At 70.6% G+C, this 12,786-nt stretch carries 12 protein-coding genes and 1 tRNA gene; 8 read left to right on the forward strand and 5 right to left on the reverse strand.

The annotated features are described in order from the left end of the window. Nucleotides 1–38 precede the first annotated feature (38 nt). The 3 genes from GGQ80_RS13615 to GGQ80_RS13625 all read left to right on the forward strand — a co-directional run bounded on the left by GGQ80_RS13615 (nucleotide 39) and on the right by GGQ80_RS13625 (nucleotide 1,715). Nucleotides 39–114: transfer RNA gene (locus GGQ80_RS13615), tRNA-Val, on the forward strand. 111 nt (nucleotides 115–225) lie between these two features. Then, entirely contained in the window at nucleotides 226–1,092 is an 867-nt protein-coding gene (locus GGQ80_RS13620; protein ID WP_183985753.1) for a 2-dehydro-3-deoxygalactonokinase, read from the forward strand. Next, nucleotides 1,089–1,715 (forward strand): 2-dehydro-3-deoxy-6-phosphogalactonate aldolase, encoded by a 627-nt coding sequence (locus GGQ80_RS13625; RefSeq protein ID WP_183985755.1) that lies wholly within the window; start codon nucleotides 1,089–1,091, stop codon nucleotides 1,713–1,715. Before GGQ80_RS13620 ends, GGQ80_RS13625 begins: the two co-directional genes overlap by 4 nt. A gap of 258 nt (nucleotides 1,716–1,973) precedes the next feature. On the opposite strand, the gene GGQ80_RS13630 is transcribed toward GGQ80_RS13625, so the two are convergent. After that, on the reverse strand, nucleotides 1,974–2,675 hold the full coding sequence (locus GGQ80_RS13630; RefSeq protein WP_183985757.1) for a c-type cytochrome: 702 nt from the start codon (nucleotides 2,673–2,675) through the stop codon (nucleotides 1,974–1,976). Nucleotides 2,676–2,782: 107 nt separating this feature from the next. Between GGQ80_RS13630 and GGQ80_RS13635 the strand changes: the two genes are divergently transcribed. Beyond that, nucleotides 2,783–3,673, forward strand: a complete 891-nt coding sequence (locus GGQ80_RS13635) for a prephenate dehydratase (RefSeq protein WP_183985759.1) — start codon at nucleotides 2,783–2,785, stop codon at nucleotides 3,671–3,673. Nucleotides 3,674–3,700: 27 nt separating this feature from the next. Here the strand turns inward: GGQ80_RS13635 and nudC are convergent, their stop codons facing one another. From nudC to GGQ80_RS18510, 3 genes are read right to left on the reverse strand one after another with little or no spacing between them, the layout of a single operon-like run. Beyond that, a complete protein-coding gene (gene nudC / locus GGQ80_RS13640) occupies nucleotides 3,701–4,576 on the reverse strand; it encodes an NAD(+) diphosphatase (RefSeq protein WP_343051058.1) in 876 nt (291 codons plus the stop codon). Next, nucleotides 4,573–5,946 (reverse strand): serine hydrolase domain-containing protein, encoded by a 1,374-nt coding sequence (locus GGQ80_RS13645; protein WP_183985761.1) that lies wholly within the window; start codon nucleotides 5,944–5,946, stop codon nucleotides 4,573–4,575. Before GGQ80_RS13645 ends, nudC begins: the two co-directional genes overlap by 4 nt. Next, nucleotides 5,943–7,097 carry an A/G-specific adenine glycosylase gene (locus tag GGQ80_RS18510; RefSeq protein WP_246347106.1) on the reverse strand — a complete coding sequence of 385 codons (1,155 nt, stop codon included), beginning with the start codon at nucleotides 7,095–7,097 and terminating at the stop codon, nucleotides 5,943–5,945. Before GGQ80_RS18510 ends, GGQ80_RS13645 begins: the two co-directional genes overlap by 4 nt. A gap of 59 nt (nucleotides 7,098–7,156) precedes the next feature. Between GGQ80_RS18510 and GGQ80_RS13660 the strand changes: the two genes are divergently transcribed. From GGQ80_RS13660 to GGQ80_RS13675, 4 genes are read left to right on the forward strand one after another with little or no spacing between them, the layout of a single operon-like run. After that, complete coding sequence (locus GGQ80_RS13660; protein ID WP_246347086.1) at nucleotides 7,157–7,669, forward strand: DUF721 domain-containing protein; 513 nt, start codon at nucleotides 7,157–7,159, stop codon at nucleotides 7,667–7,669. Between the two features lie 5 nt (nucleotides 7,670–7,674). After that, nucleotides 7,675–8,337, forward strand: coding sequence for a DsbA family protein (locus tag GGQ80_RS13665; protein WP_246347087.1), 663 nt, complete (start codon nucleotides 7,675–7,677; stop codon nucleotides 8,335–8,337). Nucleotides 8,338–8,350: 13 nt separating this feature from the next. Further along, nucleotides 8,351–9,085 carry a DsbA family protein gene (locus GGQ80_RS13670; protein ID WP_183985767.1) on the forward strand — a complete coding sequence of 245 codons (735 nt, stop codon included), beginning with the start codon at nucleotides 8,351–8,353 and terminating at the stop codon, nucleotides 9,083–9,085. A 23-nt stretch (nucleotides 9,086–9,108) separates the two neighbouring features. After that, nucleotides 9,109–12,492: a chromosome segregation SMC family protein gene (locus GGQ80_RS13675; protein ID WP_183985769.1), complete on the forward strand. Its 3,384-nt coding sequence runs from the start codon at nucleotides 9,109–9,111 to the stop codon at nucleotides 12,490–12,492. A gap of 55 nt (nucleotides 12,493–12,547) precedes the next feature. On the opposite strand, the gene GGQ80_RS13680 is transcribed toward GGQ80_RS13675, so the two are convergent. Then, nucleotides 12,548–12,709, reverse strand: coding sequence for a hypothetical protein (locus GGQ80_RS13680; RefSeq protein WP_183985771.1), 162 nt, complete (start codon nucleotides 12,707–12,709; stop codon nucleotides 12,548–12,550). Nucleotides 12,710–12,786 lie beyond the last annotated feature (77 nt).

The following is a 12,786-nucleotide window of genomic DNA, read 5'->3' on the forward strand; positions in this document are numbered from 1 at the left end:
GATGCGCTCGCGGCGATAGAGCGGTCGTCCCCACCGGGGGGCGCTTAGCTCAGTTGGTAGAGCATCTCGTTTACACCGAGAGGGTCGGCGGTTCGAGCCCGTCAGCGCCCACCATTCCAGGCTTATTGTCGTACAAAAGGCTGGCAGCTGCGCCCGACTGTGCTAGGGCTGCGGCGCTGGAGGGGTAATGACGCGATCCGATCCGATAGCGCCTGCGGGGCGCGAATGAGCCGCTTCGTCGGTGTCGACTGGGGCACGACCAATCGCCGCGCCTATCTGATCGAGGACGGCGCGGTGATCGCCGGCGAGCGCGACGGGACGGGCATCCTGTCGGTCGCGACCGGAGATTTCGCCTGCGAAGCCGCGGCGTTGCGCGCGCGCTTCAACGGCGCGCCGATGCTGCTCGCCGGCATGGTCGGATCGAACAAGGGCTGGGTCGACGCAGGCTATGTGGCCTGCCCCGCAACGGCGGAGGCACTGGCGACGGCGCTCGTCCGCCCGGTCGACGGCGTGGCGATCGTGCCGGGCGTCAGCCGTGTGGTCGACGGGCGCGGCGACGTGATGCGTGGCGAAGAAGTGCAGCTGCTCGGGGCCGTCGTCGCCGGGCTGGCGCCGGCCGATGCGCTGCTCTGCCAGCCCGGCACCCATGCCAAATGGGCGCGGATGACGGGCGGGGCGATCGCCGAATTCGCGACCGCGATGACGGGTGAGATGTTCGCGCTGCTGCAAAAGCATGCGCTGATCGGCGCCGCGATGACCGGCGACGTGGTCGATGGCGACGCCTATCGCCAGGGGGTTGCCGACGCGGGCGACGACGATCTGCTCCGCCGCCTTTTCGGCGTGCGCGCGGCGAGCGTTCTCGGCTTGCGCGACGATGCCGACGCCGCCGCCTATGTCAGCGGCCTGCTGATCGGCACGGACGTGCGCGCGCGTCTTCGCGACGATGCTGCCGACGTCTATCTTCTCGCCGACGAGGCGCTTGGCGCACTCTATGCCGCGGCAATTGAGATGACGGGAGGGCGAGCGCTTCGCGTCGACAGCCAGGCCGCCTTCGTTGCCGGTATCAACCACCTGTGGGACCTTGCCCGATGACCGATTTCGCCGCCGCCTTCGCCGCATGCCCGCTAGTGGCGATCCTGCGCGGAATACGGCCCGACGAGGTAGAGGCTGTTGGCGACGTGCTGGTCGAGGCGGGGTTCACGATGATCGAGGTGCCGCTCAACTCGCCCGATCCCTTTGCCAGCATCGCAGGCCTGGCGCGGCGGCTCGGCGATCGGGCGATGGTCGGCGCGGGGACGGTGCTGAAGGTCGAGGACGTCGCCCGGGTCGGCGATGCCGGGGGGCAATTGATCATTTCGCCCAACACCAATGTCGAGGTGATCGCCGCGACGGCGCGTGCCGGCATGGTCTCGATGCCGGGATATTTCACGCCGTCGGAAGCCTTTGCCGCGATCGACGCAGGCGCGAACGCGCTCAAGCTGTTTCCCGCCGAGGCGGCGAGCCCCGTGGTGTTGAAGGCGCAGCGCGCCGTCGTGCCCAAGAGCGTGCCGGTGCTGATCGTCGGCGGCGTCACGCCCGACGGGATGGCGCCGTGGCGTGCGGCGGGGGCCGATGGCTTCGGGCTTGGCTCGGCACTCTACAAGCTCGGGGCGACCGCCGATGACGTGGGTCGTTCGGCGCGGGCGTTCGTCGAGGCGTGGCGGACGGGGGCCTGACCGCTTCCGATGGATACCCAGTCGTCATGCTGAACTTGGTTCGGGATCTCGTCCCGCGGGCGTAGCGCTTGAGGTGGGGGGCTGAATCAAGCAATTAGCCTGAATTTGGTTCAGCATCTTCTCCCGCAGGCGTAGCGCTTGTGGAGGGAGATCCTGAGACAAGCTCAGGATGACGGATTGAAGGGGTCGGCGGCGCCACCAGGGGCATGACCATTGCCGGCCGGACCCGCTCAATCCCGTCAGCAGCCGAAGCCAGCCTTACTTGCCGCCTCGGACCGCCGCCTGCGGATCGACCGAGGGTGCGCCCGAGGCGGGAGTGCCCTGGTTGCCGATATTGTTGGTCTCGGCGCCCTCGGCGGTGGCGTTGGCGGTCGCCTCCGCGCCCTTGGCGGTGTCGCCCGCCTTCGCCTCGCCGGAGGGTGCGCCGGCGGCGGGCGCGGCGGGGAGGGGGAGGTTCGAACCCTGCTGGTTGAGATACAGGATCACGTTCGCGCGATCCTGGGCATTGCCTAGGCCCGCGAACGTCATCTTGGTGCCGGGCGCGAACTTGCGCGGGCTCGTCAACCACGCGTTCATCTTGTCGAAGTCCCAATTGCCACCGACCGCCTTCAGCGCGTCGGAGAAGGCATAGCCGGCCTTGCCCTGCGCGATGCCTTCGCCGAGCGTCGCATAGAGGTTCGGGCCGATGCCGTTGGCGCCGCCCTGGTTCACCGTGTGGCAGGCGGCGCACTTCTTGAAGACCTCGGCGCCCTTCGCGGCATCGGCGGTGGGCAGCAGCGTGGCGATCGGCACCTCGGCCGCGGCGCCGCCGGCACCCTCTTCCTCGACGCCCTCGATCGCATAGCCCATCTTTTCGGGCCGGCCGCCGTGGAACACCATGCTGCCGACGATCGACAGGCCCAGCGCCGCCGCGCATGCGCCGAGCGTCCAGCCAGCGATCGTGTTCGTCCGAGAGTCCATGTGAGAACGCCGCCCCTAAGATAATTCAGCTTCCCATAGGAAAGCCGCGAGCCCATCGCAAGCCGCGCTTGTGCGTCGCGTGCGCGGATCCTAACCGGCGACGCGTTATGACCGAGTTCGCCGCCCCCGCCCGTCACCTCGTCGCCGCCATGCGCGAGGCCGCCGCCGCCTCGCCCGAGCGGACCATCGCCTATCAGGGCGCGCCGGGCGCCAACAGCCATGTCGCCGCGCTGGAGGCGTTCCCCGACGGGCTGCCGCTGCCGTGCTTCAGCTTCGACGATGCGATCGACGCGGTGAAGCAGGGCGTCGCCGACTGCGCGATGATCCCGATCGAGAACTCGCTCCACGGCCGGGTCGCCGACATCCACTTCCTGCTGCCCGAAAGCGGGCTCGTCATCACCGGCGAGCATTTCCTGCCGATCCGCTATGCGCTGATGGGCACGGGGACGATCGATCAGGTGCGCGTCGCGACCAGCCATCCGCAGGCGCTGGGCCAGTGCCGCCACTGGCTGAAGGCGCACGGCATCGCGCCCGACGCCTATCCCGACACCGCGGGCGCTGCGGCGCTGGTGGCGGAACGGGGCGATCCCTCGCTCGCGGCGCTGGCACCGCCGGGCGCGGCTGAGCTGTACGGGCTGAACTTGCTGGCGAGCGACATCGCCGATGCCGATCACAACACCACGCGCTTCGTCGTGCTGGCGCGCGGCGGGCGGCCGCCGGTGGGCGAGGGGCCGTGGATGACGACCTTCATCTTCGAGGTGAGGAACGTGCCCGCCGCGCTATACAAGGCGCTGGGCGGGTTCGCGACCAACGGCGTCAACATGACGAAGCTGGAGAGCTACCAGCGCAGCGGCAGCTTCGCGGCGACGGAGTTTTATGCCGATGTGACCGGCAAGCCGGGCGATCCGGGGCTCGACCGCGCGCTGGAGGAGCTGGGCTTTCATTCGAAGTGGGTGCGGGTGCTGGGGACGTACCGCCAGGCGCGGATGCGGGGGTAGCGCTCCCCTCCCTTGCAGGGAGGGGAGTTAGGAAGTGGCCCACTCCGTCAGCAGCGTGTGGGCGATGGCGTAGGGCGGCGGCGGCAGGAAGCTGCCCTCTCCCCCTGCCAGCACGCGGGCGACCTCATCGCGGGGCACCCAGATGGCGTCCTCCAGCTCGTTGGTGTCGAGCGTGATCGTCGGATCGTCGGCGGTGGCGATGCAGGCCATCATCAGCGACGAGGCGAAGGGCCAGGGCTGGCTGGCGACGTAACGCACGTCGTGGACGACCACGCCGCTCTCCTCGCGGATTTCGCGGGCGACTGCCTCCTCGATCGATTCGGCGGGTTCGACGAAGCCGGCGAGCGCGGAATAACGGCCCGGCGGCCAGCCCTTGCCACGGCCCAGCAGCGCGCGGCCGTCATGCTCCGCGATCATGATGACGACGGGGTCGACGCGGGGAAAATGCTCGGTGCCGCAGCCGGTGCAGCGGCGGCCCCAGCCGGCGCGGAATGGCTCGGTCGCGTGGCCGCAGTTGGCGCAATAGCCGTGGCGCGCGTGCCAGAGGATCAGGCTGCGCGCGGCGGCATAGGTTTGCGCCTCGCCCGGCTGAAGCGTTGCGAGCGCGCGCGTCATCGCCGGGGAGCGCATCGGCGTCGCCTCCGCAGCCGGCAGGTGCGAGGGCAGTGCGGCGAAATGCGCGACGCCATGGTCGTCGAGGCCGAGCAGGATCGGCACCGCATCGTCGGCCAGCTCCGCGATGCTGGTCCAGCCGAGCTGCCCCTCGTTGTCCACGTCGGGTAGCAGGCCGTCGAGAAGCAGCAACCGCGCCCGTACGTTCATCGCCGCGGCCAGCTTCGCCGGATCGTGGCGCAGCCCATCGGCACGGTCGAGCGTGCCGCCGGTCAGTCCAGCGCGGATCACCGGCCGTGCAACCTGACCGAATCCTTGGCGAGCGCGGCGACGACTTCACGACGGACCGGCCATTGCTCGGCCGGGAAGTAATTGACCATCACCGTACCGCGGAAGCGCTTGGCGGGATCGACGAAGGCGATCGTGCCGGCGGCACCGCCCCAGCCATAGGTGCCCTTGCCGGGCATGCCCCCGGGCCCGTCCTCCAGATACACCGAGCCGCCCGCGCCGAAGCCCATCTTCACCGGCGCGGTCGTGCCGCCGGTGCCGCCGCCGATTCCGCCGAAGGTCAGGCCATTGGGCAGCAGGTTCGACATCGCGAGCCGCGCCGTCTCCTCCTTCATCACCCGCTTGCCGTCGAGGGTGCCGAAGTTCTGGAGCATGTGGAGGAAACGATCATAGTCGCGCGCCGACGACACGAGCCCGGCGCCGCCATAGGGGAAGCTGGGCGGCGTCAGCCAGGCGGAGGTCGCCGCCGGATCGACGGGCACGCGGTTGTTGCCGGCGAAGGCATAGTTGGTCGCCAGCCGCCCCGCCTCGCTCTTCGGCACCGTCCAATAGGTCGATCGCATGCCGAGCGGATCGAGCAGCCGTGTCTGGACGAAGCGATCGAACGGCATACCGCTCGCGACCTCGATGACGCGGCCCATCACGTCGAGGCCGATCGAATAGCTCCACTTCGTGCCCGGCTCGGCGATCAGCGGCACGCTGGCGACGCGTTCGGCGAATTCGGCCAGCGTTTTCGGCCGGACCGCTCGCATCTGCACTTCGGTCTGCGCATTGATTGCGGCGGGCAGGATGCCGCGGCGCTCATATTCCTTGAGCAGCGGGCCCTTGGCCGTGATCGAATAGCTGAGGCCCGCGCTGTGCGTCAGCAGCTCGCGGATCGTGATCGGGTTCTTCGCCGGTACCGAATCAAGGCTGGTGTCGGGGCTGGTGAGCACCCGCATCGTTTTGAAGGCGGGAATGTATTTCGAGAGTGGATCGTCGAGCTTCAGCTTGCCGTCCTCGACCAGCAGCATCGCCGCCATGCCGGTGGTCGGCTTGGTCATCGAATAGACGCGCCACAGCGAATCGGGGCCGGCCTTGGGCGCCCCCGGATCGTCGCTGATCGCACCCGCGGCGGGGAAGACGGTGGGCGCATCGCCCAGGCCGAAGGCGCCGACGATGCCGGGCATCTTGCCGTCGCGGACATAGCCGTCGAACAGCGCCTGTGTATTCGGCAGCAGCGCACGGGCGCTGAGCGGCGCGGTATCGTTGGCGGCGAGCGGTGGGCGTGGATTGGCGGCAGTGTCGGGTTGCGGACGCAACTGCATCGCCTGCTGGGCGAGCGCGCCGGTGGCGAGGGCACCGGCAAGTCCGGCAATGACCAGCTTCTTCATTCATCCCTCCGTAATGCCCTGGCGGCCTTGGCGAACAACGTCGGCAGGCCGGCTTCGTCGAGCCGGTCCAGTGGCCACCATTCGCCGTCGGGGTGATGCCCGTCGCCGTTCGCGACGGCAAGCGCCAGGGTCAGGTCGAAATGGGTGAAGCCGTGCTCGACGGTGGCGTTGTGCATCGTCCAGTCGGTGGCGACGGGCGCCTTGGCGAGGCCGGGCGGTTCGTCGGCCCAGGGGCCGGTAGGAAGCGCGCGCATGCCGCCGAGCAGGCCCTTGGGCGGGCGGCGGACGAGGAGGACTTCGCGGGCCCCACGAACGGCTCGATCCACTAGCTCCGTTCGTCCTGAGCTTGTCGAAGGATGGGTCGCGGGCGGTGCGCCGAGTTCCTGTGCTTCGACAAGCTCAGCGCGAACGGGGGAAGGGTGGACACGCAAGGGAGCGACGATGGAGAGGAACGGTCGCTCGACCCAGAAGATGGTGCCGTAGCGGTGCGGCTTTGCTTTCTTCGCCGCCTTGACCGGATAGCGATCCGGCTCGCCCTGCGCCTGCGCCCGGCAATCGGGCTGGAGCGGGCAGAGCAGGCATCGTGGAAGCTTGGGCGTGCAGATTGCCGAGCCCAAGTCCATCATCGCCTGCGCGAAGTCGCCGGCGCGTTCGTCCGGCGTGATGCCGTCGGCCGCCGCGCGGATCGCCGAGCGTGAAGCGGGCAGCGGCCGGGCGATCGCGAACAGCCGCGACACGACGCGCTCGACATTGGCGTCGACCACGACTGCGCGCTCGCCGAACGCGATCGCGGCCACCGCGGCGGCGGTGTAGGCGCCCAAGCCCGGCAGCGTGCGCAACGCCGCCTCGGTGCGGGGAAAGGCGCCGCCATGGTCGGCTGCCACCGCCTTGGCCGCCGCGACCAGGTTGCGGGCGCGGGCATAATAGCCCAGCCCTGCCCAGGCGGCCATCACGTCGGCATCCTCGGCGGCGGCGAGGCTCGCGAAATCGGGCCAGCGCGCGACCCAGGCCTCGAAACGCGGGCGGACGGTGGCGACCGTGGTCTGCTGGAGCATCACTTCCGACAGCCAGACGCGATATGGATCGGCCGCTACGCCCGGCGGCGCGCGCCACGGCAGGTCGCGGCGGTGCGCATCGTACCAGGCGAGCAACTTATCGGCGATGGATAGGCGCTTGGCGTCCACGGGGCGGCTATGGCATGGACGACGGGATGAGCAAGCGCGTCCGCGCCCCCCAGGCTGAACCGCAACGCCAAAATCGCGCCCGCGCGGTCAGCGAACTGCTGCCCGACGTCGGCGGCGCAGCATTCCGGCGATTCGGCTTCGTCCAGTCGTCGATCGTCAGCCGCTGGCCGGAGATCGTCGGCGAGAAATGGGGCCATGCGTCGAGCCCCGAATCGATCCGCTTTCCCGTCGGCAAGAAGCAGGACGGCACGCTGACGCTGGTCGTCCACGGCGCCCATGCGCCGATGATGCAGCATATCGCGCCCGAGATCATGGAGCGGGTCAACCGCTTCTTCGGCTATCAGGCGGTGGCGCGGATCCAGATCCGCCAGGGCGAGGTGGCGAAGCGCGAGCCGCGCCGCGCGCCGCGGTCGGTAAAGCCGGTGCCCGCCGACCTTGGCGAGGGGCTGAAGTCGATCGCCGACCCGGAGCTGCGCGCCGTACTCGAATCGCTTGCCGCCGGCGTCGCCGCGACCCGCGGCATCCCCAAGATTGGATGACACGCATGCGCCTGATCCTCGCATTTCTCGGCCTGTTCCTGCTGACCGCCGCCGCACCGGCGCGCGACTGGACCGCCGCCGTGCGCCAGACGCCGCAGGGTGCCTATGTCGTCGGCAACCCCGCCGCGCCGCTGAAGCTGGTCGAATATGGCAGCTATACCTGCTCGCACTGCGCCGAGTTCGCGAAGGAAAGCGACGCGGTGCTGAAGGGGCAGATGGTCAAGTCGGGCCGCGTCAGCGTCGAATATCGTCACCTGATCCGCGACCAGTTCGATCTGGCCGCGGCAGTGCTGGCGCGCTGCGCGGGCCCTCGCGGCTTCTTCGGAGCGTCGCAGGCGATCTTCCTCGCCCAACCCGTTTGGCTCGACAAGGCCATCGCCTGGCAGCAGGCAGACAGCGGCACGCAATATCGCAGCAACGGCGAGCGTTTGCGTGCCGTGGCGCAGGGGGCGGGACTGATCGAGCTGATGCAGAAGCGCGGGCTGACCCCGGCGGCGATGAACGCCTGTTTCGCCAATCAGGCGGAGATCGAGCGTATCGTCAAGCTGACGCAGGAAGCGCCCGCCGACGTCCAGTACACGCCCTTCTTCTTCCTCAACGGCACCGCCCAGCCCAACATGACCTGGACGAAGCTCGAGCCCATTTTGCGCGCCGGCCGCGCGCGCTGACCCGGAGTTGCTCATGAAGTATCTGATCGCGTTGCTGCTGATGCCGCTGGCGCTCGCCGCCTGCTCGAAGGAGGGCAGCGGCAACGAGGCGATGCCGAACGCCGCGCCCGTCGCCGCCGTCGCGCCGCCTGCGGGCCAGAGCTGGGCCACCACCGTCACTGAGACGGATAAGGGCTACATGCTCGGCAACCCCAACGCGCCTATCAAGCTGGTCGAATATGGCGACCGGCTGTGCCCGGCGTGCAAGGCGCTGGCGAACACCGGCTACAAGCCGCTGATCGACAACTACGTGTCGACCGGCAAGGTCAGCTTCGAATTCCGCGACTTCCTGATCCACGGCCCGCCCGCGCTGGCGCTGGCGGCGGTCGGCCGCTGCGCCGGCAAGGAGCCGTTCTTCGCGATCCTCGAGCAGAACTATGCCAACCAGGATCCGATGAACGAGAAGCTGGTGCAGATGACCCCGCAGCAGCAGCAGGCGCTGACCGGCGGCGCGCCGGCCAAGGTCATCACCGGATGGGCCGAGCAGATCGGCGCGATCGATTTCATCAAGCAGCGCGGCGTGCCCGAAGCGAAGGCGCGCCAGTGCCTGGCCGACGAGGCGCTGCTCAACAAGATTGCCGACGTCGCCGATCAGGCGGCGCAGGACGGCACCGTCACCGGCACGCCGACGCTGATCGTCAACGGTCGCAAGATCGACGGCATCACCTGGCCCGATCTGGAAGCGGCGCTGAAGCGCGCAGGCGCCTGACGCAGGAAGCCGCCGGGGTCGCGATGCAGATCAAGCGGCTCCGGCTGGCGGGGTTCAAGAGTTTCGTCGACCCCGCCGACCTGGCGATCGAGCCGGGGCTGACCGGCGTCGTCGGCCCCAACGGCTGCGGCAAGTCCAACCTGCTGGAAGCGCTGCGCTGGACGATGGGCGAGAACAGCGCCAAGTCGCTGCGCGGCGCCGGTATGGAAGACGTGATCTTCGCCGGCACCGCGACCCGCCCGCCGCGCGACTTCGCCGAAGTATCGATCCTGACCGAGGTCGACGGCGACGAGACCGAGGTCGTCCGCCGGATCGAGCGCGGCGCGGGCAGCGCATACCGGATCGACGGGCGCGACGTGCGCGCGAAGGATGTTGCGTTGCTGTTCGCCGATTCGGCGACCGGCGCGCATTCGCCCGCGCTCGTCAGCCAGAACCGGATCGGCGCGATCATCGCCGCCAAGCCGACCGACCGCCGCGCGATGCTGGAGGAAGCGGCGGGGATCGCTGGCCTTCACGTCCGCCGCCGCGATGCCGAGGCGAAGCTGCGCGCGACCGAGGCGAACCTGCTCCGCCTCGACGAGGTGATCGCCGACCAGGATGCCCGCGCCGCCGCGCTGCGGCGACAGGCGCGTGCCGCCGAGCGTTATCGAACGATCAGCGATCGGATCCGCGTCGCCGAAGCGCGGATGATCTTTGCGCGCTGGCGAGAGGCGGTCGCCGCCGCCGATGTCGCCAAGGCCGAAGCCGCCGCGGCGACGGCGCGCGTGACGGCGGCGAGCGAGGCGGAGCGGGCGGCATCGGCGATGCAGGTCGAGGCGGCGACGACGCTGGCCGCGGCGCGTGAAGCGGCGCTGGCGGCGCGGGATCGGGCGAGTGAAGCGGGACACCGGCTGGCGGGCCTGCGCGGCGAGCTGGCGGCGGCGCAGCGGCGGGTCGCCGACTTGGTCGAAGCGCAGGCGCGGATCGTCGATGATCGTGCGCGCGAGGGTTCGCTGGCGAGCGATGCCGCGGCGGCGCTGGCGCGACTCGCCGATGAGGCGAGGGGGCTGGAGGCGGCGATCGTGCGCCATGCGGCCGAGGCGCCTGCGCTGGCCGAAGCGCTGGCCGAGGCGGAGCGGCGGGCTCGCGATGCCGAGGTAGCACTGGCGCAGGCATTGGGTCGTCAAGCGAGCGAGGCGGCCGAGGCGCGCGTCGCGGGCGCGGCGCTGGCGGCGGCGCGGACCCGCCACGATCGCGCGCGGCGCGACGTCGAGGCGGCGGCGTCGGCGATCGCGGGGTTGGGACAGCTTGCACCGCTCGAGGCGGATTGCGACTGCGCCGTTGCCGCGCGAGGCGAGGCGGCGGGGCGAGGCGAGGCCGCGCGAGCAGCGTTGGCGGAGGCCGAGGCGGCGGAGCGCACGGCGATCGGGCGGCGCGATGCCGCCGAAACCGCGCTGGCCGACGCACGCGCCGAATTGGCGGCGATCGACAGCGAGGCGGCGGCGCTGGCCAAGGCGACGCAGCGTACCGGGCGCGATCGGCTGCTCGACCATGTCGTACCGGCGGCGGGCTATGAGCGTGCGCTGGCGGCGGCGCTGGGCGACGATCTGGAGACGGCGCTCGACGCCTGGAGCGGCGCGGAGGCGCATGGCGATCCGGCGGCGCCGGGCGATGCGGTGGCGCTGGCCGATCACGTTTCGGCACCGGCAATGCTCGGACGGCGTTTGCGGCAGTGCTTCGTCGTCGACGCCGATGACGGTCGTGCGCTCGCCGCCGGGCAGCGGCTGGTGACGCGCGATGGCATCCTGCGGCGCTGGGACGGCTTCGTCGCGACCGGCAGCGGGGCGGCGGCGGCGGAGCGGCTGGTGCGGCTCAATCGCCTCGCGGCGCTGAACGCGGCGAGGCCGGCGGCGGCGTCGGCACTGGAGGGTGCGACCGCGGCAAGGGCGGCGGTCGATGGCGCGATCGAGGCGGGGCGGCGCGATGCCTATGCCGCGCGCACGGCGCTCAATCGGGCGGAGCAGGACGTTCGCGAGGCGCAGCGCGCCGAGGATCGGGCGATCGCCGCGATCGAGCGGCTGGCGGGACAGCGCGGCGACCTCGATACGCGCGCAGGGCGCGCTGCGGCAGAGGCGACGGAAGCAGCCGGCGAGATGGCGCGGGCCGAGGCGGCGGTGGCGCTGCTGCCCGACGGTCGGGCGAGCGCGGAGGCGGTGACGCTGCTCGGCCGGCAAGCGGAGGCCGCGCGCCAGGCGGTGGCGGAAGCACGCGCGGCGCGCGATGCGGGGGAACGCGCGGGGCAGGCGGCGCGCGAGCGGCTGGCGACAGCGCAGGCCGATGCCAAGGGGTGGCGTGCCCGTGCGGGTGAGGCGGCGAAACGCATCGCCGACATGGACAAGCGCGCCGCCGCGCTGGCGGAACAGGCGACGGCGGTGGCGGAGCGACCACGACTGCTGGGGGACAGCATCGCAGAGGCCGAGGTAGACCTGGCCGCCGCACGCGCTTCGGCCGAGACGCTGGCGCGGGCGGAGCGCGACGGCGAGGCCGCGCTGCGCACCGCCGAGGCGACGCAGCGCCGCGCCGCCGAAACGCTGGCCGAAGCACGCGAAGCACGCGCCGGGGCGGCGGCACGGGTCGAGAACCAGGAGTTGCGCCGCGTCGAGATGGGGCGGCTGTCGGGCGAGCGCTTCGAATGCCCCGCGCCGGTGCTGCCCGAGCGCCTCGGCTTCGCGGGCGCCGAGGTGGGCGATCCGCAGCAGGAGTCGACGGCGCATGAGCGACTGACCGCCGAGCGCGAGCGGATCGGCCCAGTCAATCTGGTCGCCGAACGCGAGCTGGCGGAGCTGGAAGCCTCCGGCGCCGGGATCGCCGCGGAGCGCGAGGAACTGGGCCTCGCGGTCAACCGGTTGCGCGGCTCGATCGGCACCCTCAACCGCGAGGGGCGACAGCGACTGCTCGCAGCGTATGAAGCGGTCGACGGCCATTTCCGGCGGCTGTTCGCGACGCTGTTCAACGGCGGCCAGGCACATCTCGAACTGATCGACTCGGATGATCCGCTTGAGGCGGGGCTGGAGATCATGGCGCAGCCGCCGGGAAAGCGGCTGCAATCGCTGACCTTGCTGTCGGGCGGCGAGCAGGCGTTGACTGCCGTCGCCCTGATCTTCGCGCTGTTCCTGACCAACCCGGCGCCGATCTGCGTCCTCGACGAGGTCGATGCGCCGCTCGACGATGCCAATATCGAGCGCTTCTGCGACCTGCTCGACCGGATGACGCAGGAAACGGCGACCCGATACCTGATCGTCACCCACAATGCGGTGACGATGAGCCGGATGCACCGGCTGTTCGGCGTGACCATGATCGAGAAGGGCATCAGCCGGCTGGTATCGGTCGATCTGCAGGCGGCGGAGACGTTGCTGGCGGCGGAATGACGGCTGGTCTGCCCCCACCCTTCCCCGCGCCGGAAGGATGGAGGCAGGAGGTGCGTTAGCGGCTGGCCCGCGGTTCCAGCAGCGCCGCCAGCGCGCGACCGATGTAGAGCAGGCATAGCTCCTGGTGGACCGCCGCCGCGGCAGGGTGGGTCGATTGGATCGATCGGATCGCTTCGGTGTGCGAGCGGTGCATGAAATAGTCGGCTTGAGTGCGCATCGGGGATACTCCGCTGGCCCGGTGCGCCGTCTGTCGGGGGCGGGTGTTGCGCCGATGTGGCGGCAACCATGTTGATT

This window comes from Sphingomonas jinjuensis, assembly GCF_014197105.1.
Taxonomy (GTDB): domain Bacteria; phylum Pseudomonadota; class Alphaproteobacteria; order Sphingomonadales; family Sphingomonadaceae; genus Sphingomonas; species Sphingomonas jinjuensis.

Coding starts and splice junctions, on each gene's coding strand:
- GGQ80_RS13680 (WP_183985771.1), bottom strand. CDS start 12,709: ATGCGCACTCAAGCCGACTATTTCATGCACCGCTCGCACACCGAAGCG.
- GGQ80_RS13645 (WP_183985761.1), bottom strand. CDS start 5,946: ATGAAGAAGCTGGTCATTGCCGGACTTGCCGGTGCCCTCGCCACCGGC.
- GGQ80_RS13635 (WP_183985759.1), top strand. CDS start 2,783: ATGACCGAGTTCGCCGCCCCCGCCCGTCACCTCGTCGCCGCCATGCGC.
- GGQ80_RS13625 (WP_183985755.1), top strand. CDS start 1,089: ATGACCGATTTCGCCGCCGCCTTCGCCGCATGCCCGCTAGTGGCGATC.
- GGQ80_RS13620 (WP_183985753.1), top strand. CDS start 226: ATGAGCCGCTTCGTCGGTGTCGACTGGGGCACGACCAATCGCCGCGCC.
- GGQ80_RS13665 (WP_246347087.1), top strand. CDS start 7,675: ATGCGCCTGATCCTCGCATTTCTCGGCCTGTTCCTGCTGACCGCCGCC.
- GGQ80_RS13630 (WP_183985757.1), bottom strand. CDS start 2,675: ATGGACTCTCGGACGAACACGATCGCTGGCTGGACGCTCGGCGCATGC.
- GGQ80_RS13675 (WP_183985769.1), top strand. CDS start 9,109: ATGCAGATCAAGCGGCTCCGGCTGGCGGGGTTCAAGAGTTTCGTCGAC.
- GGQ80_RS13660 (WP_246347086.1), top strand. CDS start 7,157: ATGAGCAAGCGCGTCCGCGCCCCCCAGGCTGAACCGCAACGCCAAAAT.
- GGQ80_RS13670 (WP_183985767.1), top strand. CDS start 8,351: ATGAAGTATCTGATCGCGTTGCTGCTGATGCCGCTGGCGCTCGCCGCC.